The organism is Arenibacter algicola (assembly GCF_018860365.1).
Lineage (GTDB): Bacteria > Bacteroidota > Bacteroidia > Flavobacteriales > Flavobacteriaceae > Arenibacter > Arenibacter algicola_B.
The window spans coordinates 1-23,586 of sequence record NZ_JAHKPO010000009.1 but is presented as its reverse complement, the minus strand read 5'-3'; the positions used below and the strand labels follow the sequence as shown (position 1 = coordinate 23,586).

At 40.2% G+C, this 23,586-nt stretch carries 14 protein-coding genes; 2 read left to right on the top strand and 12 right to left on the bottom strand.

All coding sequences use genetic code 11. The annotated features are described in order from the left end of the window. Window positions 1–164: 164 nt before the first annotated feature. The 6 genes from KO529_RS08185 to KO529_RS08160 all read right to left on the bottom strand — a co-directional run bounded on the left by KO529_RS08185 (window position 165) and on the right by KO529_RS08160 (window position 11,138). The gene (locus KO529_RS08185) at window positions 165–1,625 is read right to left on the bottom strand and encodes a sulfatase-like hydrolase/transferase (RefSeq protein WP_215947433.1); all 1,461 of its coding nucleotides are present in this window, start codon (window positions 1,623–1,625) and stop codon (window positions 165–167) included. Window positions 1,626–1,646: 21 nt separating this feature from the next. Next, on the bottom strand, window positions 1,647–3,182 hold the full coding sequence (locus KO529_RS08180) for a sulfatase-like hydrolase/transferase (RefSeq protein WP_215947432.1): 1,536 nt from the start codon (window positions 3,180–3,182) through the stop codon (window positions 1,647–1,649). 66 nt (window positions 3,183–3,248) lie between these two features. Continuing rightward, window positions 3,249–4,685 (bottom strand): sulfatase family protein, encoded by a 1,437-nt coding sequence (locus tag KO529_RS08175; RefSeq protein ID WP_215947431.1) that lies wholly within the window; start codon window positions 4,683–4,685, stop codon window positions 3,249–3,251. A 244-nt stretch (window positions 4,686–4,929) separates the two neighbouring features. Beyond that, the gene (locus KO529_RS08170) at window positions 4,930–6,381 is read right to left on the bottom strand and encodes a RagB/SusD family nutrient uptake outer membrane protein (protein ID WP_215947430.1); all 1,452 of its coding nucleotides are present in this window, start codon (window positions 6,379–6,381) and stop codon (window positions 4,930–4,932) included. Window positions 6,382–6,399: 18 nt separating this feature from the next. Beyond that, window positions 6,400–9,855: a TonB-dependent receptor gene (locus KO529_RS08165; protein ID WP_215947429.1), complete on the bottom strand. Its 3,456-nt coding sequence runs from the start codon at window positions 9,853–9,855 to the stop codon at window positions 6,400–6,402. A gap of 152 nt (window positions 9,856–10,007) precedes the next feature. Beyond that, on the bottom strand, window positions 10,008–11,138 hold the full coding sequence (locus tag KO529_RS08160; protein WP_215947428.1) for a FecR family protein: 1,131 nt from the start codon (window positions 11,136–11,138) through the stop codon (window positions 10,008–10,010). A gap of 189 nt (window positions 11,139–11,327) precedes the next feature. On the opposite strand from KO529_RS08160, the gene KO529_RS08155 reads away from it, so the two are divergent. Next, window positions 11,328–11,882, top strand: coding sequence for a sigma-70 family RNA polymerase sigma factor (locus KO529_RS08155; RefSeq protein ID WP_215947427.1), 555 nt, complete (start codon window positions 11,328–11,330; stop codon window positions 11,880–11,882). Between the two features lie 220 nt (window positions 11,883–12,102). Here the strand turns inward: KO529_RS08155 and KO529_RS08150 are convergent, their stop codons facing one another. The 6 genes from KO529_RS08150 to KO529_RS08125 form a co-directional block, all read right to left on the bottom strand. After that, a complete protein-coding gene (locus KO529_RS08150) occupies window positions 12,103–12,249 on the bottom strand; it encodes a hypothetical protein (RefSeq protein ID WP_215947426.1) in 147 nt (48 codons plus the stop codon). Between the two features lie 127 nt (window positions 12,250–12,376). Then, entirely contained in the window at window positions 12,377–14,191 is a 1,815-nt protein-coding gene (locus tag KO529_RS08145) for an arylsulfatase (RefSeq protein WP_215947425.1), read from the bottom strand. A gap of 212 nt (window positions 14,192–14,403) precedes the next feature. Then, on the bottom strand, window positions 14,404–15,909 hold the full coding sequence (locus tag KO529_RS08140; RefSeq protein WP_215947424.1) for a RagB/SusD family nutrient uptake outer membrane protein: 1,506 nt from the start codon (window positions 15,907–15,909) through the stop codon (window positions 14,404–14,406). Window positions 15,910–15,926: 17 nt separating this feature from the next. Continuing rightward, complete coding sequence (locus KO529_RS08135; protein ID WP_215947423.1) at window positions 15,927–19,079, bottom strand: SusC/RagA family TonB-linked outer membrane protein; 3,153 nt, start codon at window positions 19,077–19,079, stop codon at window positions 15,927–15,929. An 810-nt stretch (window positions 19,080–19,889) separates the two neighbouring features. Further along, the gene (locus KO529_RS08130; protein ID WP_252734349.1) at window positions 19,890–21,512 is read right to left on the bottom strand and encodes a sulfatase; all 1,623 of its coding nucleotides are present in this window, start codon (window positions 21,510–21,512) and stop codon (window positions 19,890–19,892) included. Beyond that, the gene (locus KO529_RS08125) at window positions 21,512–22,171 is read right to left on the bottom strand and encodes a 3-keto-disaccharide hydrolase (protein WP_215947422.1); all 660 of its coding nucleotides are present in this window, start codon (window positions 22,169–22,171) and stop codon (window positions 21,512–21,514) included. The genes KO529_RS08130 and KO529_RS08125 overlap by 1 nt, the downstream gene beginning before the upstream one ends. 534 nt (window positions 22,172–22,705) lie before the next feature. Here KO529_RS08125 and KO529_RS08120 point away from each other — a divergent pair. Then, window positions 22,706–22,915: a hypothetical protein gene (locus KO529_RS08120; RefSeq protein WP_215947421.1), complete on the top strand. Its 210-nt coding sequence runs from the start codon at window positions 22,706–22,708 to the stop codon at window positions 22,913–22,915. Window positions 22,916–23,586: the final 671 nt, after the last annotated feature.

Genomic DNA, 23,586 nt, shown 5'->3' with positions numbered 1-23,586 from the left:
TTCACCATCGGCGAGCCTAGCCTCAGTTACATATACTTATACGATCAAGCATCTTAACTAACCTAAATAACATTATTTTATTGATGTCCTTAAGGTTACGGCAACTTCGCAAAGTTTAAACTATTAGAACTAAGCAACCTTAAAATCCCACAATAGGAATTAGATTACATTTTCCATGTACCGCTCTCCGCAGTAATTTCCACATCCCAATCTTGCGGTGGATTATTTTTGTATTTAAGGTCACTATCCTCTAATGGAAAAGAATTAACCACCTCCAATAGACTGTTATAACTATTTTTCCTCTCGGCAGTATTAAGACTGTCCATTAGGTTATGGCGCTCAAAGGGATCATTGACCAAATCAAAGAACTGTTCCGGTTTACCGTTGGAATCTATATATAATTTGAATTGTTGGTCCCGTAGAACCCTATCCCTGAATTTAAATTGATTTTCTACACCATTTTCGGTTAGCCGAGCAAAGTTTCCACCACCCATACCTAATATCCATTTGCGTTGCGAGGCCTCGTCACCCTCCAGCAAAACCTTCGCAAAAGACTTACCATCTATAATGTGCGAGGCATTGATATCTGTCCATTTATCCTTTGAGTCAACCCCTGCCAGGTCCAAAAAGGTTGGAAGGACATCCGTAAAATCTATAAGGGCATTCGATTCCTGACCCGCTTTAATATGCCCAGGCCAACTAACCACAAATGGTTCACAGATTCCCGCTTCCAAGGTAGTGGACTTACCACCTTTTACCTGTTCCCCTTTATAAGTACCCGATATGGATTGAGTGGTACCATTATCTGTAGTAAAGACGATCATGGTGTTTTCCAACAGACCATTTTGCTTTAAAGCCTCTACCAGTTGCCCTAAAATCTTATCGGTATAGCGCACCATAGCCTTGTGCTTGCCCAAATTATCATTTGCAGATTCGTCCGGGGTATTTACCAAAGGAGTATGGGTCAATACCATAGGGTAGTAAACAAACATGGGACCTTCCTTATTTTCTTGCAGAAAATCTATGATAAAATCACGAAAAATATCCGGTCCAAAAGCACCGGGATAGGTCTTACTGCCTTCTTTGGTATAAACATAAGGATCCCAGTATCTTTCGGCACTGGCCTCGATACCTGCCTCGTAACCCGTCCACATACAGTATTCATCAAATCCAGCTTTCTCCAACGCATCCGGTTCTACCCTAAAATCATCGATCTGCCATTTACCAGCTATACATGTTTTGTAACCCGCCCTTTTCATTTCATTGACCAAGGTAGGGTTCTCTGTTTCATCAAAATGGGCACTCCCGCCCCAGCGGGGAACATCCCAATGGTTGACCCAACCATGTCTAAAAGGGTATTGACCTGTAAGCAAAGTCACCCTTGTAGGAGTACATTGGGGCATGGAATATACATTGTTGAACTTAATACCAGACCGGGTCAGCGCATCTATATTAGGAGTCTCTATATCCTCCGCACCGTAACTACTGATCCATTCCTTCCCCAGATCATCGACCAAAACAAACAATATGTTAGGTGGTTGCTGGTTCGTGGATAACTTGGTTTTAGCTGTATCGCCACAACCAAATAAAAACACAAGAACGCTGGCAAAAAGTATTCTTTGCATCAACATGAATGGTTATTCCCTTTAATTATACATTTTGTTATAGAGATCATTAAGATCCAACTTATCTTCCATTGTTTTTTGCAGCTCCAATAGGTCGGCAAAAAGGGTTTTTACCTTCTCCTTATATTCTGGACTTTCGGACAGATCTTTCATTTCGTTCGGATCATTCTCCATGTCGAACAAAAGTACCTTATCTATTTTCGGGTAGATCAAAAGTTTAAATCCGTCTTTACGTATCATACGCTGTACATCTATATAGGCACCGTAAACTCCATTATAATGACTTTCCTGTCTTTCTCCTTTTATGATATCCAAAAAGCTATTGAACTGAACGTAATCCGGCTTCTCTACACCAGCCAATTCCAGGGAAGTTGCCATAATGTCCTGCAGATAAACATCCTGATCCAAAGTTTTTCCCTTCGGAATGCCAGGACCTACTACCATCATCGGAATACGCACACTATGGTCGAACATACTCTGTTTCCCAATAAGGCCGTGATGCCCTACAGACAGACCATGGTCCGCACCGAAAAAGATATAGGTATTATCCATTTTTCCCGTAGCCTCCAAGGAATCCAAAATAACCCCTATCTGCTCATCCATGTGGCTCAACAGGGCATAATATTCCTGACGGTGCACCTTCACCGCATATTCCGTTCTTGGGAATGGTGCCAAGGCTTCATCCCTTAGACCCGGCTGATTGCCCATATCATCCTTATATGGATATTCTGGTAAAAAGTTTTCAGGTACCTTGATATTTTCCAGCGGATACATATCCAGGAAGCGTTGGGGTGCCTGCCTCGGGTCATGGGTTGCGTTAAAGGCCAGGTACATAAAAAAGGGGTCTTCTTTTTTGGTGGCCAAATCTATAAATGCAAGAGCATCATCACGGACCACTTCGCTCCAATGTTTACCGCCTTCCCAGAACCCCCCCTGAAGCGTATCTGTAGGTTGCCATTCCGTATCGTCCGGACCCGTTGGTCGGCCATAGCCAAGCGGCATATAATCGTTCCAGTCCTTCATGTCCCCGGATTCCGCTTTCCATTTTTTAATGGCAGCACCCAATTCGTTTCCACGATCTCCGGGCATGCCGGGACGAATGTGCCGTGCATCATTAAAGATAGTACCTGCAGGTGCCTGTACATGCCATTTCCCTGTCATATAAGTATCATAACCTTGCTTTTGCATTAAGCGGCTCCAGGTCTCGTTCAATGCCGTGGAGTCTCCTTTGGACCACAGTTCACTTTTATCCCTAGCATTCCAAATATACGAACCGGAAATAATCATAGCCCGTGATGCCACACAAATGGCACCGTTCCAGCCACCCATATTATAGGCATGGGTAAAGGAAGTACCTCCATTTACCAAGCGATCCAAATTAGGGGTATGCACCTCGTCAAAACCCAGGGCCCTAATACTTTCGAAGGTCTGGTCATCGGCAAACAGAAAAACGATATTGGGCTTGTCTCCAGTCTCGGAGACCTTTTCAGATCCGGATGGCTTACAGGATCCAAGTAGAAAAATACTAAGTAAGGGTAGGCATAAAAGTAATCTCATATTGGTTATTTTTGGTATGTAAAATTAAATCTCAATTATTCTTTAATGGAAGAGTCGCCAAATTAATCAATAATCCTTGCCCAAAGCACTCGTCTCCTGAGAATCCTTCCATTGATTCCAGTAAGCAACCATTTCGTTCAACTTTTGGGGCTGCTCATTTGCCAGATTATTATTTTCGCCCATATCAGTACGGATATTATAAAGAGCAAAATGCTGTCCGCTATCATCACTATAAATCTTGTACTCGTTGTCTATCAGAGCTGCTTGTTCCTGAAAATCAAAGGCCAAAGGTTCTGTCCTTCGCTTTACTTCGCCTTTTACAATGGGCAAAATATCCACCCCATCATAAGGCCTTTTATTTTTTGCAAGGTCCACGCCCAAGATATTGGCTATAGTCGGAAAATAATCGGAAGTGAAGCAAGGAATATCTACCTTGGTTCCCGGCCCAATTTTCCCTTCCCATTCCATGATACCAGGAACCCGGATTCCACCCTCATGCAAACTTCTTTTTCTTCCCGTGAGTCCGTTGGTAAGGCCTTGGGTCCTGCCCTTGACCGACTTTCCCTCGGGACCATTGTCGCTGGTATAGAAGAGCACCGTATTTTCGGCAACACCCAATTCCCGTAACTTATCGCGTAATCGCCCTACCTGCTTGTCCAATGCGGATATTACACCATAATAATGTTGCTGGTCTTCGGAAAGGTCCGTATAAGGCTTTCTGTCATCATCCCCTGCCAAAACCGGCAAATGGGGAGTATGGAACCAAATAATACTTAAAAATGGTTTGTCATTTTTTACGGCATCTTCTATAAATGGGATGGCCCTGTCCATGATTACCCTGGAATCGTCACCTTCCAAATTTTCTTTAGCAATTTCACCCGGCCCGGTCCAGTAAGAGGTATTAAAAGGTTCCCCTTCCTTTAAATTCCCATTTACGTCACCTGATGATTGTGGAGGGGTGATCATGGGATCCCAGGTGGGAACCTTGGATTCCGTCACAAAACTAACATCGAAACCATGGTCCCAGGGAGGGGCATAGTCCCCATCAAATTTTTCCCTTCCTCCCCTATTGGCTTCTACAATATCACGTGTCAGGGTTCCCAAATGCCATTTACCAAAATGTCCCGTAGTATAGCCCAAATCTTTGACCATTTCTCCCAAGGTAATTTCCTCGGGCTTCACATGGCCGCAATTGGCATGACAGATTCCGTAGCGAAGCGGATGTCTACCCGTCATTACGCTTCCGCGTGTTGGGGAACATACGGCCGAAGCTGAATAGAAACGTTCAAAAACAGCTCCATTGGCCGCCATGGCATCCAAATTAGGAGTTTTTAGGTGAGGATGTCCGTTATACGCCATATCCCCCCAACCCTGGTCATCGGCCATCAGTAGTATGATATTGGGGCTTTCTTTTTCAAGTGGAATGTCCTTCGTTTTTTTTAAACCTTCCGAACAACCCACTAAAAATAGTATACCTACAACCCAGATTTTAACTAATTTCATAACACAACATTTATTTTTAAAGCAAGAAATTTCTATATAAAAAGAAGCAAGGTACCAACAAAATAATTTTAGAAGACAATTGTGAAGTTAAAAAATAAAGACTAGGATTAAAAAACTCCTGATTTTAACTTTTTCAACGCCTAGAAATTACAGGCTGGGGAAATTCAAACTCCCCAACCTAAACTTCCATCTAACGAATTAATATCTCAAACAATACTACATTCAATTACTATTAACAGCCCTTCTACCAACCTGGATTCTGAGTTAAATTAGGATTTAGCCTAATCTGATTATCTGGAATTGGAAAAAGTAACATATGGTCTTCAACATTTTTTCCCTGAGCTCTCATTACCGTCAAGAATTGCCCTCTTCTTTTTAAGTCCCATGCTCTTTGTCCTTCAAATGCCAACTCGAATCTCCTTTCCTCCAGAACTGCAGTCCTAAATTCATCTTGAGATAAGCCTGTCAAATCAGGAAGATCGGACATTACACCGTTTCTAGCCCTTTCGCGCACCTTATTGATCCAAATATATTTTTGGCCATCGCCGGGATCAACCTCATTCAGAGCCTCGGCGGCAATCAACAAAATATCCGCATACCTAATAACATTAAAGTTAACCCCCGACTGCAACTCGTTGGCACGATCATCAAACTTGCTTACATAATAAGGAAAGACTCCCGGTCCATAAGCCTCCTCCATGGTTATTGTTCCGGTCACACCATCAATATGCTCATAGCTATCTGCAATAGTTACAGATCGGCGATATGATATTGGATTGTCTGCATTAAATTCGGCGCTCGGTGCAATTGATCCACCCACCACTGTATTGGCCCAAAAAGAGTTGCCATATTGCCCTGGTAATGCCCGTGGGCCAAATGATCCGGGAATAGAGTTATTCCTCTCACCACTCAGATATTGGATTTGATACACATGTTCCACACCATTATTATGCTCTGTTTTAAATGCATTGGCATAATCGGAAAAGAGATCATATTGTTCTGAATCGATTACTTTTTTGGCATGGGCATAAGCGTTAGGGTAATCACCTATGTAAAGGTAAATACGCGCAAGCAAAGCTTCTGCTATATAGGCATTTAACCTTCCAGCTGCACTTGTTGTAGGTAATTCCAATGCAGCTTCGTTCAAATCCCTCAGAATTAGACCGTAGACCTCGTCCGAGCTAGCCCTTGGCGAATTCACCTCATCAAAACCTACTGTAGGGGTTTCATATATGGGCACTCCGCCCATGGCACGGACCAAATGCCAATAAAACAAAGCACGAAGCGCTTTAGCTTCTGAGACAATATCAGCTCTCTTCTCTACATCAAAATCAATTTCTGCTGTATAAAGTGCAACCTCATTGGCCAAATTGATACCATCATATGCACTTCTCCAAAACCCTTCAGTAGTACCATTATTATAAGTAAATTCATCCCATTCGAACAAATCCGATACATTTGGTGAGGTAGTTGCATTATCTGCATTTACCTCTCCATAGTTAATAGCAGTGTTACCATATAAACTATATACAGAATTATATACCCCGTACAGCCCTGCAATGGCATCGTCCTCTGAAGAATAAAAATTTGCTATACTTATGTTTCCCGTAGGGTTCTCTTCAAGATAACTTTCGCAAGATGTCATGAATAGCAAGAACGACATCAAAGCACTTATAAAATATTTTATATTTTTCATGATATTTTCCTCTTTAAATTAAAATCCCAATTTCACTCCCAGCCTAAAACTTCGCGATGATGGATAGGCTCCATTGTCAACACCAAAACTAACATTGTTAGTAGCGTATAAATCCACTTCTGGATCGAAACCGGAATAATTGGTTATGGTGATTAGGTTATCGGCTGCAACAAAAAGCTGTGCACTTCTACACCAGTCCAAACCAAGTTCATCTATTGGCAAGTCATAGGAAAGATTAATTGTTTTAAATCTCAAATACGAACCATCCTCCACATTTCTATCGCTAAAATTCTTCCACTCCCCAGCATTAGTAAGCGGTGCCTCAATTGTATTACTCGATCCCGGACCAGTCCAACGTTCATCAAAGGCCTTTTGAAGCACATTGTGTTTTTGGGGTTGGGCGTATAACCCTATAGTATTCATATTGGCCAAATCGTTCCCTTGACTCCCGTTAATAAAGATGGAGAGATTAATGTTTTTATATGAAAAAGTATTGGTAAACCCGTATATAAAATCGGGGTTGGGGTCACCAACAACTTCTCTATCATCCAAATTAGTCTTAAATCCATCGCCGTTCAGATCCTTATATTTTGGCAGTCCTACCCTATTAACTCCACCAACAGTATTGCCTGCAGATATAATTTCTTCTTCCGATTCCCAGATTCCCAAAAAGCGATAACCAAAAAACTGACCTAATGGTTCGCCTTCCCGTGCAATTGAATATCCATAGGCAGTCTCACCCCTACCTATTCCATTAATAAGTTCTTCAGTACCTTCAGGTAGTTCCAATAGTTTATTTCGATTAAAGGAAATGTTGAAATTGGAACTCCACGATAGTTTTCCGAAATTATGGTTGTATCCAAGATCAAACTCAAACCCCCTGTTCTCCACTTTTCCTATATTTTGTACACTTGTGGAATAGCCGGACTGTGTAGGTATGGCTACACTTAACAAAAGGTCTTCTGTGGTTTTAACATAATACCCTGCTTCCAGATTCAAACTACCATCCAGAAAACCCATTTCTAAGCCTAGGTCGGTCTGTTTTGTACGTTCCCATTTTAGATCAGGGTTATTAATACGATTGGGTGCTAGGCCAACAACAGGAACACCTCCAATAATAGGTTGTGCAGTTGATGCGTAAAGCGCCAAAGAATTATAAGCTCCGATAGACTCGTTACCTGTTAAACCATAACTCCCTCTTAGTTTTAACTTACTAAACACATTTAGATCTTTGATAAAATCTTCCTCTATCAATCGCCAAGCAAGTGCTCCTGAAGGGAAAACACCCCATTTTCTACCGTTTCCAAATTTCGAAGATCCGTCCCTACGAATTGAAGCCGTTGCTATATACTTATTATTAAATACGTAATTGACCCGTCCTAAATATGACAGCAAAGCTGTTTCAGTTGCCCCGCTTTTTGATGGGCGGGGATCGGAACCAAGCTCCAAGTTATTGAACTCCACTAAATCTGTGAAAAAGTCGTCCGTCCGGGAAAATACACTTTCCAGCTTGTTACTTTGAAAAGTATATCCTATAACTGCATCCAAGCGATGCATTTCTCCAAAGCTCTTGTTGTAATTGAAGGTGTATTCTGATAACAAATTGGTTCTTTGTACATTACCTATAGAAGCTATACCGTTATTTGGTAATGCTTGGGTTTCCGCTGTGGTTGGTGTATAAGCATTCCTTTTGGAGTTAATAAGATCTGCACCAAAATTAGCTTTAAAAGAAAAGCCATTGAATAGTTCATATTGCAAAAAAGCATTGCTTAATATACGTGTATTATACGTAATATCTGTTCGTGTTTTAGCAATTGAAACCGGGTTCTCCAGTACCTTTACGGTTTCATCGTGATTATGAATATAATTACCTTCACTGTCGGTAACCGGAATAACTGGTGTGGTGGCCAAAGCATTCCAAAGTGGTGTATCATTTTGATAACCTCCGCCGTCTGAATCCACTGCATCATTAATGGTTCTGGTAATATTGGTATTCATACCAAATTTTAATCTTTCGCCTAAATCTTGATCGAGATTAAACTTTAATCCGGCCCTTTTAAAATTAGATTCGATAATTATTCCATCTTGATCCATATAATTTCCCGAAACCAAATATCGCGTACCTTCCCGACCTCCAGATACAGTAAGATTATAATTATTTGTGATTGCAGTTCTAAATATTTGATCTTGCCAATCCGTACCTTCCCCAAGTTCCACCGGTAATGGTTTATTTACACCATCATAAATAAGCGGTTGATTGTTGTTAACGGCCCATTCGTTAGTCAATATGGCCAGCTCTTCTGCGTTCGCCAAATCTAATTTTTTTCTTACCGTACTTATACCTGTAGAATATTCAAAATCTATTTTAGCTTTACCAATACTTCCCCTTTTGGTTGTAACTATTACAACACCGTTCGCCCCTCTTGCACCATATATGGCCGTGGCCGAAGCGTCTTTAAGTACTTCGATCGAGGCAATTTCACCCGGGCTAATACTTGTTAAAGGGTCACTGGCAGAAGCTCTATTACCACCTGCCTCTGGAGTAGTATTTTCATTATCTATTGGAAAACCATCAACTACATAAAGAGGTTGACTAGAGGCATTGATCGAATTTGTACCCCTTACCCTGATTCGAATCCCCCCTCCTGGAGCATTCGAAGCAGCCCTGATATCCACCCCAGAGGCCTTGCCTTGCAAAGCTTGAACAAAAGTATTGGATGGAGTTTTCTCCAAATCAACACCCTTAACAGAGGAAACCGATCCTGTTAAATCTTTCTTTCTAACAGTTCCATAACCCACAACCACAACCTCGTCCAAACCTGCTGCATCTTCCTCGAGTGCAACAGAAAGATTTGATTGTCCGTTAATAGGGATCTCCTTGGTTGCATATCCAATGTACGAAACAACAAGGGTCACGTTTTCATTGGCTACTTCAATAGAAAAATTGCCATCAAAATCGGCCGTAACACCGTTAGAGGTTCCTTTTTCTACGATATTGGCCCCAGGTAAAGGAACGCCATCCCCATCTGTGATTACACCAGATACTTGGAACTGTACCGGGACCACTTTCTTTTTTGGTATAACAACCCCGATCTTGGCCGATATAGCAGTATTTGTTTTTTTGGTAAGTATTACCTGTCGATCCACAGTTTTATAACTGGTATTGGTATTAGCAAAAAGCAGGGCCAACACCTCCGATATTTTTCTTTTTTTGATACGTAACGTTACTCTTCGATCAAGATCTATCTGAGCACTCTCATACAAAAACCGAAACTCCGAAATTGCCTCTATTTCACTAAAAACCTGTTCCATGGGAACATTATCGAATTCTAAGGTTAATTTGGTACCCTGGGCATAGGTATTTGCCTGAATCTCAAATAACGAAACTATAAGCAAAAATGTAGTCAGTTTCATCTTCAAGTCTAATTTGGGGAAAAGCCTATAAAGCAAGACCCCCATAAATTTATTTTTCATAATTTTGGTTTGATTAAATGATTTTGAAAAGGTCGTTTAATTATTAGTTCTTAAATCGGGAAATGGTCTCAAGCATTTTCCGATTTTTTTTTGAACTTTCTGTACTGCATTCAAAAAGTTATGACATAATCTATTGTTTTATTTGGTTCATATTAGTCTATAATTATTCTTTTGTCTTTAATGGTATAATTAAAAGCATGTACCTCCCCTATAGATTTCATTACGTCCTCTATACTCTCAATGTCTACATTAAACCGAGCGTTCAAAATTTTCGTGCTTAGTAGATCATTGTTATTTTCAATAACCACATTATAACTGCGTTCCAGCTTTTTTGACATATCCTTAAAGCTCACATTTCTAAAAACCAGTTCTCCCTTAATCCATCCTGTATACAGGCCAACATCTACTTTCTCTTCATTTGTTACATGGGATATTCTGTTCCAAGCCCCCTTTGTCCCCGGAACTAGCACCAAATTATCTTCTGGCCTTAATGCATTTGTCATGCTAACGGCCCCCTCTACTAATACAGTCTTGATTTCATCATCCTCATCATAGGAAGAAAAATTAAATTCGGTCCCCAATACTTCCACGGCTACTTCATCGGAATGTACAACGAATGGATGTTCCTTATCCTTGGCTACCTTGAAATATGCTTCACCCTTTATAAATATTTCCCTTTTCCCAATTTTCAGAAATTTTACAGGATATTTTATTTTTGTACCGGAATTCAAATGTACCAAAGTGCCATCAGAAAGCTCTACTTCAAATATTTTCCCAAACGGAATCTCCAATTCATTATACACGAGCTCACCAATTTCCGAATCAACTCTATAGCTTATCCTATTGCCCTTTTGCACTCCCAACACTTTACCCGAAGTGGAAACTATCTGCTGACTGCTCTCCTCCTGGATTACCTTCACATTGTCGTTCCCCATTTTGAGTTTTATGGAAGTTTCTGAAATGGGATTTTGGTTAGCCATATCATTTTGCCTAAACACCAAATACCCTGTCGCAATAACTCCAGCAAAAATTGCCGCATACTTTAGCAATGGTCTCCAAAGGGAAACCCTTTGTTTTTTAGAAACTTTAGCCTTCTCCAAAAACTCCTGCCATTCCAAATCAGCGTCCATCTCTTCCAGAAAAACCAAGGCCTCCGACACCAAATTCTCATGAAAAAGTGTATTGACAATCTCCTTTTCATCCTGGGTAAGATGCTCCAGTACATCAACCTCTATTTGACCGGATTGTTCAATACTTATCAAAACAGATTTCAACTTTTGCATAAGGCTTATTTGTGGTTCTTTTTAATAAGTTGTTATTTCAGGTTATTAGGGTGACAAGAAAATTATATTTTTTTCAGAATTTGATAAATATTTATGCCAAATGAAATTAAATTAGTATAATTGACTCCATTATTTATCCAATAACACAATAACCCAAACATTAATTAGGATATAAAATCCTATAAAACCATGACCAAAAACAAGAAAAATTACAACCAAGAAATGGAGAATCTTTTTAAAGAGCATTTCCCTATGTTGTGCCTAATTGCTTTTGGAATTGTCAAGGATAAGGATACGGCCAAAGATATTGTGCAAGATTTTTACATCTCGTACTGGCAACGAAGGGATGCGGTTTCCCTAACCATCTCCTTTAAGGCATATGCCATTAAGGCCGTTAAAAATATGAGCTTACTTTCCCTTGAAAAAGCAAAAAAAGAAAAGTCGCTTCTTCAAAGTCTAAATACACCGAAATACAACGACCCGGAACCTATGGATCCTCCCAATGCAAACGGTAGGAAGATACAGGCCCTACTGAACGAGCTGCCCGAAAGCCGAAAACAAATATTTATTTCTGCCATTATTAATGGACGTAGTTACGCCGAAATAGCTGAAATGCAGGGGATTTCCATCAACACCGTTAAAACACAAATGAAAAGAGCCTATGCATTTCTAAGGTCGGAGGCATCGGAAAATCTATTACATTTTTTTCTTTGGACAGCACTAATTTCATACTGCATAACTTAAGGGAATTATTAATTAAAGTGCGCCGTGGTTGGTAATTTCCACTTTGTCCAAAGTTTCCATTTAACCTCTAGCTTTCTAGTTCCCTACCTATATTTATTGCCCAAAAATCGCTATGAGGGTCTCCAAGTATTTTTAGTTAGGTCCTCTTTATAAAATAAGGTTCCCAAATGCCATTTGCCGAAATAGCCAGCAGGACGGCCTTGCTCTTTGACCATTTACCCTACCAAATTACCTCGGACTTTTTATGGTCGCAATGGGCATGAAAGATTCCGTAACGAAGGAGATGCCTTCCTACGCTTACAAGACTTGAGGAACAAACCACAGTCTCCGAAGAAAAACGTTCAAAAACCCCTAATTTGGAGGACATGACCTCCAAATTAGGGGTTTTTAGATGGAGGGGTGTTATAAACTATATCCCCCAGCCAGTTCAATTGACCATCAAAAATAATGTTAGATGTTTCTTCTTTCTATAGAATAGCTTAGATATTTTTTGATTATAATTTCTCAATATAGACATAGTAAGCAGGATGCACCCTGTCATCCTTATCTATGAGTTGTGCTTCCATGTCATATTTTCCAGCAGAAATTTTGGCAGTAAAGGACACTTCCTTTTGTCCTTTTTCAATTTTGACAGTTTGTTCCAGGTCGGCAACATATAGATATGCCTTTTCAAAATCGTCTTTTATGCTTGCCGGCATAGTCCTGTCCAGCTCCACAATTTTTTCCTGTGCTGGAAAGGTTTGATTTATGGCCAGCCCACTTTCCCTTGGAAAGCGACAAAGACTGATTTTATATTCACCATCCTCAATAAAGTCTATTTTCCACCTTCCGGTAGCTTGGGTAGCACTAACAGCTCCATATTGATGCCACATATGCCCAAATTTACCCGTTAGCATATCATGTGAAGAAATACGACTGGGATTTTCTTGGGGTGACCCTACTTTTATGTAGGCATATCTTTCGTTAACACCTTCATCCATAAACGACTGCCACCATCTTTCATAACCCTCGGACAGCTTTTCCACCACCTCGGGATGTTGATCTATTACATTTTTGGTCTGACTACGATCAGTGTTCATGTTATAAAGTTCCGTTCCGTTAACGAACCTCCAGTTGTCATCCATAACAGAGTATTTTCTGTATTTTACCAAATTTTGAAGTCTTTGGGTATCTATATATAATGTTCTGCTGGACCAATTCTCATCATTGCCATAAAGCAATGGCTTTAGACTTGTTCCATCCAAAGGCTTCACCGGATTGAAATCCAGTCCCAAAACGTCCACAAAAGTAGGCAACAAATCATAGGCTGCGGCCAGTTTGTCTATGTCCTTACCTCCGGTAAGTTGTCCGTCCGGCCAGCGAATGAAGAGGGGCACCCTATGACCACCTTCATATTCACTCCCTTTACCTCCTCTTAAACCAGCATCGAAAACCTGATGCCCACCAGCAGTTCCATTATCTGTCATAAAGATCAAGATGGTATTGTCCGCTATCTTCAACTCGTCCAACTTCTTTTGCAGCAACTTAAAATTGTCGTCGATATTGGTTATCATCCCATAAAAGCGTTGAAATTGCTCCTTAAGGCCATCTACTCCCTTATACATATCCAAATACTTCTTTGGAAGGTTTAATGGGCCATGGGGAGCATTGGTGGCAATGTAACAGAAAAATGGGTCGTTTTTATTTTCTTCTATAAAGTCCATAGCTTCTGAAAAGAAGACATCGGTACAGTAACCCTTGTATTTTTGAGTTTCCCCATTGTGCCAATAAGTATCGTCAAAATAATCGTTGCCCCAATAGTCTGGTCCTTGGGTGATTCCTCCCCCACCATGCCTTACGACCTCATGAAAGCCCCTATCTTCAGGGCGGTACGGATAATTATCCCCTAAATGCCATTTGCCGAACATTCCATTGGTATAGCCATTTTGGGCCAACACTTGAGGTAGAATTACTTCATCCTCAAACAGCAGTGAACGACCGGTTATGGTATGGAATACGTTGATCCTATTGGTATGTCTGCCCGTCATTATGGCTCCACGAGTAGGAGCGCAGGTGGTGGAGACATGAAAATTGGTAAAGCGCACCGACTCCTTATAAAATGCATCTAGGTTCGGTGTCTTAATGTATGGGTTTCCATAGCAGCCCAAATCTCCCATACCTTGATCATCGGTAATTACGATGATAACATTGGGTTTTTTCTTTACCGTGCTTTGAGCATTTGAGATTATTGGCAGCACAAATGCCGCTAAAACAAAAACCTTAAAATATCCTACCAAAGTACCTAATGGACGTAAGTTGTCTATTATCATAATCAAACCTAATTTATTTTTGAACAATTTAGTTATCATTTCCTTTATTATTTATATAAATATTATCCAATCATAATACTATTTATTATTTGTTGACCAGGATACTTTTATGAATTTTCGGAAAACACGTTTATAGCGACCTACTATATTAAAAGTTCTAAAGTCGACATATTTGAGTTCTTCAGCCATAAAAATATTAAATTGTCTTTAAATTAATATCCCGGGTTTTGCACAAGGTTTTCATTATTGCGCAATTCATCAGTAGGAATAGGGAACAATAATTCCCTTGCAGTAAGCGTGGGACCATAAGCAAATTTATGCCCAACAAAGTCCTCAAAGCTTCCTGTGGCCACGTTCAAAGCCTTTCTAAGACGGACCATATCAAACCAAGTTACATTTTCATAGCTTAATTCGTGCCATTTCTCTTTCCAGACTGCTTCCCTGAATTGCTCTTTGCTAAGTCCAGTATATTCGTCAAGTTCTGCTCTCCTTCTAATTTTATTCAAGGCCTCTTCAGTATCTATTGTAGGACCGGAAATTTCGTTCTGGGCTTCAGCATAGATCAAAAGTACCTCCGCATAGCGGATTAAATCCCAATTAAGGTCACTACTAGCCGTTTCAAGATTGGCCACAATATCAAAATGTTTATATAAAAAGTACCCTCCCAAGACAACAGTTTCACTCCTATCGAATTTTGAAGTATAGGTAGTATAGTAAAATTCCTTTTCCTCCACCCTTTTATCTCCAGCTTCATAGGATTGAATGAAATCCTGATTTGCATAAATAGCTCCTGTTTGGGCTGAATAGGCAGAGATGTTCATATTGTAAGGGATGATTAATGGCTGCCAATCCGAAGGATCCACAAAAGCTTCATATTGCACCATAAAAATATTCTCACCTATATTATTACTGGCCGGGTCATGTAGATCGGCATATGACGGAAATAAACTGTATTGATCCGAATCGATTACTTCTTTAGCTTTGTCCGCCGCCTTCTTATAATATTCATTCCCTTTTTGCAGGGGATAGCCGGCCATAGTAAGATAGACACTTGACAATAGGGATTTTACGGCGCCCAAAGTAACTTTTCCAGTGGTATCGTTAAATGGTAATCCTGAAGCCTCTGCCAATGTAAGATCTTCTTCAATTGCAGCATAGATATTCTCAACAGATCCCGGAACGGCATAAAGATTTTCCGAACCTAAATCTATGGGATCTGTAATCAAAGGCACCGAACCAAAAATTCTGACAAGGTTATAGTAATAATAGGCCCTCAAAAACCTGGCTTCGCCCAAAAGTCTATTTTTCTTGGCTTCGTCCATAGCAATTTCCGGAATGTTTGCTATGGCCAAATTGGCATTGGCTATTCCTTTATAACTACTGTCCCAATATGATTTACCATATGCATTATCCGAGGTATTGGTCAAATTTCTAATAATATTACTATTGTCGGCCTGACCCAAATCACTATCGGCAAGTCCCGTTGCAAATTCCAGCATTAGCCAGGGACTACCTCCATAACTGCCGCCCCTCACAGACCTTAGACTGGAATAAATGGAATATACGGCAGTCTCGGCATGCTCGGCGGTCTTAAAATAGCTTTCAGCCGTAATGTTGGTAGGATCAGATTCCTCAAGAAAATCGGAACATCCTGTGGCAAGGAATAGCAAAAAGGCCATTAACAATAACCCAAATCGTGTTTTTATAGAATTTTTCATTTTTATCTTTTTTTTAATTAGAATGTTGCATTCAACCCGATCATAAATACCCTGGGCTTGGGATATTGATCAAAATTAACCTCTCCTTGTCCAAAAGTATTATCGCTGGTTTGCACCTCAGGGTCATAACCTTGATATTTTGTGCTAACAAAGAAGTTTTGCGCAGAAGTATATATCTTAAGCCTGTTGAGTTTTATTTTTTCAGTCATTTCGGAAGGAAAATTGTAGCCCAACAGAAGGTTTCTCCCCCTAATAAATGACCCATCCTGGATCATATGGGAAGTATCCAAGTTATCATAACCTGCGGACACTGGTCTCCACTGGGCAATTGGGGTATCCTGATTATCCGGGGTCCAACCGTTTAAGACAGTGGATAAGCTATTTGCAATCCCCTGACGATTTTCCTGTGGGCGCGTGGTAATGTACATTATGTCATTACCGTATTGGAATTGCAGATCGATCAATAATTCAAAATTCTTATAGCGGAAGGTGTTGATAAAACTACCGTATCCGTCCGGTATACCTTTCCCTATAATTGTTCGGTCCGCCTGATTGATAACCCCATCATTATTTCTATCCTCTATTTTTACATCCCCAGGCAACCTGAAATATTTTGCGGCTTCGGCCTCTTCATCCGTTCCCCAAGTTCCCAAGTGAACCAACCCAAAGAACGAACCTACAGGTTCTCCTTCCCTGATTATAGTACGACTGGAGAATATATCACTTCCTCCGGAAAGGGCTACAACTTTATTCTTGTTCATGGCGATATTGAAATCGGTTTCCCATGAAAAATCAGTATTCATAATATTCTTGGTATTCAAGGAAAATTCAACTCCCTTATTTTCCATACTACCTATATTGCGAAATACTGAAGCATAACCACTACTCGTTGGCACTGGAGAATTTAAAAGCATATCTGTGGTCAACTTTCTATAGACATCTGCTTCCATAGAAACTCTGCCATTAAAAAGACCCAACTCTATACCGGCATCTACCTGATCCGTTTTTTCCCACTGTAGGTTAGGATTGGCCAACCTGTCTATCCCAATACCATTTACTATGGCATTATTAACTACATAGGCATAGTTTCCAAGACCTGAAAGTGCCCCATATGCCGGAATTTCCGAGTTACCGGTAACACCATAACTTGTACGCAATTTAAGATTGGAAATTACCGAGGATTCCCTTAGGAAATTTTCTTCAGACACTTTCCATGCCAATGCTGCTGAAGGGAAAAACGCATATTTATTGGTAGCTCCAAACTTTGAAGATCCATCTACACGCCCAGTAACCGTAAGTAAATATTTATTTAACAAGCCGTAGTTGATTCTTCCAAAATAAGAATTAAGACCATAGGCATATGCACTTGAACTTGGTGTACGTACAACAGACCCTGCTCCCAAATTATCATAGCTAAAAAAATCGTCTGAAAAATTTTGAGAACCGGCACTAAAATTGGAACTGTTGACATGTTGCCATGAAATACCCAATAAACCAGTTAGTGAATGAATTTCGGCTATCTCCTTCTGATACGTCAAATAATTCTCAAACTGCCATGACAAATACTCGTTTAATGACCGAGTGGCATATCCGTTCGTATTGGTCCCTATAAAACTTAGTTCCCTTCCAGCATATTCATTGACTTTTTGGTCGATACTATTAATCCCCAAAGACGTTCTAAGATCCAGTCCTTTCGCCAAAGTAATATTGGCAAATATATTTCCCAGCACGGTATTGGTTTTTAGGTATCTCTTGTATTCTTCAGCAACCCTTACCGGATTGGGACCTCCTTCCATACCTGGGTAATCTGCATTACTGGCCCAGGTACCATCAGGGTATTTAACTGGAATGATAGGAATATTTTCTATCATATTCCTTCCTACCCATGAAGCATGTATAACCCTTTCGTTCTGATTATTATAGCTTAAACTACCACCTACCTTTAACCAATCTTTAATGTTGGAATCAAAAACAAAGCGCCCTGAATATCGCTTTAACCACGAGTCCTTCATTATACCCTCTTCGTTCATGTATCCTAAAAACGCCCCATAACTACCCTTCTCATTTCCTCCTGTAAAAGATAACTGATGATTCTGGGTAAATGCCGGTCTGGTAACTTCATCTTGCCAGTCTGTATCATAAATTGGGTCTCCATTGACATCGAACAATCTTGGATCGTTTCTTTTCAAGGCAGGATCGGTATATTTACCGTTTGCAAAACCAACTGCATCATATTTTTCTGCGTTCTGATAGGCTACCTCCTCGATCATTAAAAATTCCTCGGAATTAAGTACCCCAACTTTTTTGGCAAGAGTGCCCAGACTGTAGTAACTGTCATAACTGATTCTACCTCCTGTATTGCTTCCTCTTTTGGTAGTAACCAAAACAACACCGTTAGCCCCCCGGGACCCATAAATAGCGGTAGCCGAGGCATCTTTTAATACTTCTACCGAAGCAATATCGTTTGGATTGATATAATCGATCGGGGTGCTGTTGTCCGCAAGGCCCGTGGAAACCAATATGACCCCATCCACAACGTACAATGGATCATTGGCAAGACTAACAGAGGAATTTCCTCGAATTCTTATATTGGATTTACCCCCTGGCCTACCGGAATTGATCGAAACACTAACTCCCGGCATTTTTCCGGATAGGGACTGCGTAAGGTTTGCGGCGGGTCGCTCCTGAAGCTCTTCAGAGGAGACAGAACCAACAGCTCCTGTCAAATCACTTTTCTTTTGGGTTCCATACCCAATCAGTACTACTTCATCCAAACCTGCTGCACTTTCTTCCAAACTTACCGCGATGGTCGTTTGCCCATTTAGAGAAATTTCTTTGGTGGCATACCCAATATAAGACACCACAAGGGTTGCATTTTCATTTGCTACTTCAATGGCAAAATTACCATCGAAATCTGCAGTAACTCCATTGGATGTCCCTTTTTCCACAATGTTGGCCCCTGGCAAGGGAACACCATCGGCATCTGTAATTGATCCATTTATCTGCAATTGCAGCTCCACGCCAATCAACATGGAATCCATAGGCACTAAAATCCCATTTAAATCCGTTTTGGCATTAGCAAGAAACATGACCATGGAACATAAAAAGGTGGTCCATAGTACCTTTTGCGTAGGTTTAAAACCACGCACTGGTTCATTTTTTCTTTTCATTTTAAAGTTTTTAAGTTATTCAAGAAATCTTGTTGGTTTTTAACTTTTCCGTGACCATTAGTTGCCTATTAAAAATCAATGAAAACTACAATTACTCCATTAGTTTTTATTTATTCCAACCCGGTCATCGTCCGAGTGCAATCAAATATAGGCTACCGCTGCACCGTACATCTTGCTCATATCGCCCAATCATTTGCTCATAACATGCGTTATAGAACAATAAAGTTTAAATTTTTGATTTTAAACGAGTTATAAGCACCCTCGCACTAATGTATCCCTTGAAACAGTTATAAAACCCATGATATAAAACTAAAAGCATTTTATGAGTACAATATGTTAGGGCGATAATAACCTACTGGTCTAGGTGAACTATATTTTCATTTATGTTTTGAAGCTTTTATCTAGGCAAAAGCTTTCCAATTTTAAAAATCTATAGTATTGCAAAACCATAAAAAGGAAGTCGGGCCAATTTTTATCCTGAAAATTTGAAGGAAGAAACCGGTATAGATCTATAAATTTAAGAGAAGACAGGAATGCCCTTAGACCGCTATAAAACTTGAGCTCACTTTTACCGGATAAAACGAAAAAAACGAAAAACCGCTACTTCAAAGTCTAAACACGGCAAAATACTAGGATACTCCAGAAGCTATAAATCTATCCAATGCAAATGGGAAAATCCAGGCACCACTGCACGAGCTACCACACGTCTAGAACAAATATCTATTTAAATTAGGAGATATGATGAAATAGCTGAAATCCGGGTAAGGATTACCAATGCCAAGTACTGTTCGAAATGTCCAAAACTTATTCCTAGTCCTGCGTCACCTTGCTGCCCCACCAGTCTTCGTTGGGTTTAAAATCTTTTGATAAGAATTTTAATCGTTCCGCTTCCAAAGCCGGCCAACTTTCATTTACAATTCGATTATGCCGCTTTTGAGCAAGTTCGGCATTGTATTCAAGATCCTTTGATGGCATATTGGCTCCTACCTCCTTGAGCCAACCATGAAGCTTTTTACTTAACTTTTTAGCTATATCGGGATATTGGGTTATTACATTGGACTTTTCCCCCGCATCAGTAGCCAGGTCATAAAGTTCGTCGCTCCCATCTTCCCAATAATGGATAAGTTTCCAGTTTTCTTCGCGTATAATTGACGATGGATTTCCTCCTTGATTGCCATAATGTGGGTAATGCCAGAATAATGGTCTTACAACATCCATTTTTTTACCCTCCAAAATAGGTTTTAGACTAATACCATCTATATGTTGTTCGGATAAGGCATCAATATTGGCAAAATCCAAAATAGTTGGATAGAAATCAGTACCTATAACAGGAAAATCGCTTTGCGAGCCTCCATTTTTCAGCCACGGTACCTTTATAAAATAGGGTTCCCGAATACCACCTTCCCATTGATATCCCTTGCCGCCCCTTAAAGGCAGGTTACTGGTGGAAAAAGAATCCCCTGAGGCCACTCCACCGTTATCAGAAGTAAAGATCACAATTGTATTATCCTCAAGTCCGGAATCTTTTAATGCCTGAAGCACCACTCCCACCGCATCGTCCATACTCTCTACAAGCCCAGCATAAATTGGGTTGTCCTGCACCTGTCTAATAGGTAGGACCCGCTCCATCTTATACCCATTTTCGGCTATGCCCAATGATTCCGCTTTGTTCCTATATTTGTTCCATTTTTCCTGGGTGGTCTGTATTGGTCCATGCACTGCATAAAACGAAAGAAAAGCAAAAAAAGTAGAGTCCTTGTGCTGTTTAATAAAATCTGCGGTTTCAATGCCCAAGCGCATGGTAAGATTCTCACCATCAATTTTATTGGGCAATACTGGATTGTCCCAAGGTGAAAAGTACCCCCCCATTGGACTTCCCTTGTCCCATCCTCCTTTGTTGATTTCAAATCCGTGATCCTCAGGATAAGATCCTTCCGAGCCCAAATGCCATTTTCCCGCAAAAAAGGTCTTATACCCTTCTTTCTTCATAGCTTCGGCGATGGTCACATCATTTTTCGGCAAGCTGTGTACATATTCGGCAGGTAATAGTTTATCGTGACGATTATGGGATCGCCATGCGGTACCGGATGCAGCTCCTATCCAGTCCGTGATTCCGTGTCTAGCTGTAAATTTGCCGGTCATAATACTAGCCCTAGAGGGACTACAAACCCGGCTGGCGGCGTAACCTTGGGTAAACACCATGCCTTCTTTTGCCAATTTATCAATATTTGGCGTCTCGTAATATGTGCTGCCGGTTATACCAAGGTCTACCAAGCCCAAATCATCGACCAGTATAAAAACTACATTAGGTCTTTGTTTTAAGTTTTCAGATTGTTGTTGGCAGCCTACCATTTGTAAGCACAGTATTAGGCCACCTATTATAACGGATAAAATTTTGGAGAAGCGCATTCCTATTATAATCTTGTTCTGCATTAAGGCAAAGGTTTCACCATAATATCCTTGTAATAAACAATACTTTTAGGATCATGACCTTGCAGTGCGAAGGTTCCTCCCTTTAGCACCCTATGCTGGCGTTCCCCTGGATCACGTTTAGGATTTTCAGGTTCGGTATAATCCACAACCACAATATCATTTATTTTAATAATTATTCTTTTACCTTCTACTTTAATATATTCCGTATACCATTCATCATCGCCTACATAGGTTTCAATTACATTCACTATATCATATAGGCTACCGGTACGTTTCCAATCCCCTTGGGAATTGTTCACCTGTACCTCATAACCATATACTGGCCAACTGGCCTCTTGATAACGGGTATGTATATAAATCCCAGAATTGGAACCAGGCCTGGTCATAACAGAGGCCTTGAATTCAAAGTTATTAAAATCATGGTTTTCCACATCGCCAACATAAAATAAATGTGCCTTTGGCCCTTCTACTTTAATAGCCCCATCCTCAATTGAAAAGGTATGGGCATTTTCCCCGACTTTCCAACCATCCAAATTTTTACCATTGAACAAGGAAATCCAACCATCTTTCTTTTTGTCTCCCCCTGTTTGCCCTGTAATTGTATTTAAAATTCCTAGACAGAATACTAGGCTCATTAGATAAGCAAAACTATTTTTCATTGTGTAGATTATTTAGAAGAGACAAGATATTAAAAAATGGGTTACTCAAAAGATAATGTTGAAACTATTTTGGGAGGATGTTGAATAATGCTTGATAGGAAAATGATAATTTGATGTATCAATGTAGCGATTGGTCAATTTGAAAATGAGATAATTTGTTGAATTGAAAATGTACCAATTGATCAATGTACCAATAATTTAATGTAGCAATGTATCAATTGGATGATTTGATGATTTGAAGATGGGTCCATTTGGAAATGTAGCATTGAGTCAATTTGAAAATGAGGCAATTTGTTGATTTGAAAATGTACCAATGAATTGATGCAACAATTGGTTAATTTGAAAATATAACAATTTGGTGATTTGGAAATGTAGCAATTGTTCAATTTATCAATGTACCGATTGCTTAATATATCAATTAATGACCCTCTCGGGATACAAACGCAGCGCAGCACGAACGGCTACGGTAACGGATCACGCCAGCGGCGTGCCCTGTGTTGGATATAGTACAAAAAAAAGTCCCCTCATCTTGCGATGAAGGGACTTCAAAAAAAGGCGGCGGCCTATTCAATGACAGCCCGTTACTGCAAGCGTAGCGAAGCAGGAACGGATGCTGGAACCGATCACGGATCAATCCCAAAAGTTGTGTGTGAATTGGATAAAGATAGGATAGACTATCCCAGAGTTCGTGTTCTGTTCATTTTTTGCATCGCCCAAAAAACGAACCAAAAAACGCTAGGCTGATTTTTCTTTTCTTGAAATCTACGGACTTTGCACGGCCGCAGCGTCCAGGCCGCTTTCACTAAGGTGAAATGCTCTATGGACGCCTACCTACACCCGGTGTTAAAACCCCTTGATTTACTACTAAAATAAAAATAGACCGTTCCTTTGTTCCGTCAACCTATATAGTGTCAATAAATCATTGACCATTATTGAATACCGTTGAATATTGTCCTTGAAGTCCGTAGTTAGGTCGGTCTTCTTCCGTGGGGGAGATGACATGGCCGTAAAGAATTATTGAAGCCTTGGAAATAATTTAGGCCATGGCATCGGTCCCTAAAATCCAACGATTTTAGGGACCACATAGTGAAGAAGGGTCTTTTCTTTTGTTTCGTTTTCTTTGGACAAGCAAAGAAAATGAAAGAATGATTTTAATAAAAGTTTCATTCGATTATGCCCAATAAATAGAGATAAAATCAAACAAAAAACACACAACAAATCATCTCAATCCCAATTTTTGCAGAAACACAACAATTAAGCATGGTCCCTTTATAGATTAACCACAATATTTGCATAAACACAACAATTGTTCTTGATCCCCGATCACGCCAGCGGCGTGCCATATGTTGGATATAGTACAAAAAAAAGTCCCCTCATCTTGCGATGAAGGGACTCTCAAAAAAAGGCGGCGGCCT

Bases quoted from the DNA above. Each gene is read 5' to 3' on its own strand.
- KO529_RS08180 (WP_215947432.1), bottom strand. From the start codon at position 3,182: ATGAGATTACTTTTATGCCTACCCTTACTTAGTATTTTTCTACTTGGA.
- KO529_RS08145 (WP_215947425.1), bottom strand. From the start codon at position 14,191: ATGATAATAGACAACTTACGTCCATTAGGTACTTTGGTAGGATATTTT.
- KO529_RS08170 (WP_215947430.1), bottom strand. From the start codon at position 6,381: ATGAAAAATATAAAATATTTTATAAGTGCTTTGATGTCGTTCTTGCTA.
- KO529_RS08130 (WP_252734349.1), bottom strand. From the start codon at position 21,512: ATGCAGAACAAGATTATAATAGGAATGCGCTTCTCCAAAATTTTATCC.
- KO529_RS08185 (WP_215947433.1), bottom strand. From the start codon at position 1,625: ATGCAAAGAATACTTTTTGCCAGCGTTCTTGTGTTTTTATTTGGTTGT.
- KO529_RS08165 (WP_215947429.1), bottom strand. From the start codon at position 9,855: ATGAAAAATAAATTTATGGGGGTCTTGCTTTATAGGCTTTTCCCCAAA.
- KO529_RS08140 (WP_215947424.1), bottom strand. From the start codon at position 15,909: ATGAAAAATTCTATAAAAACACGATTTGGGTTATTGTTAATGGCCTTT.
- KO529_RS08135 (WP_215947423.1), bottom strand. From the start codon at position 19,079: ATGAAAAGAAAAAATGAACCAGTGCGTGGTTTTAAACCTACGCAAAAG.
- KO529_RS08155 (WP_215947427.1), top strand. From the start codon at position 11,328: ATGACCAAAAACAAGAAAAATTACAACCAAGAAATGGAGAATCTTTTT.
- KO529_RS08150 (WP_215947426.1), bottom strand. From the start codon at position 12,249: ATGTCCTCCAAATTAGGGGTTTTTGAACGTTTTTCTTCGGAGACTGTG.
- KO529_RS08125 (WP_215947422.1), bottom strand. From the start codon at position 22,171: ATGAAAAATAGTTTTGCTTATCTAATGAGCCTAGTATTCTGTCTAGGA.
- KO529_RS08120 (WP_215947421.1), top strand. From the start codon at position 22,706: ATGAAGGGACTTCAAAAAAAGGCGGCGGCCTATTCAATGACAGCCCGT.
- KO529_RS08175 (WP_215947431.1), bottom strand. From the start codon at position 4,685: ATGAAATTAGTTAAAATCTGGGTTGTAGGTATACTATTTTTAGTGGGT.
- KO529_RS08160 (WP_215947428.1), bottom strand. From the start codon at position 11,138: ATGCAAAAGTTGAAATCTGTTTTGATAAGTATTGAACAATCCGGTCAA.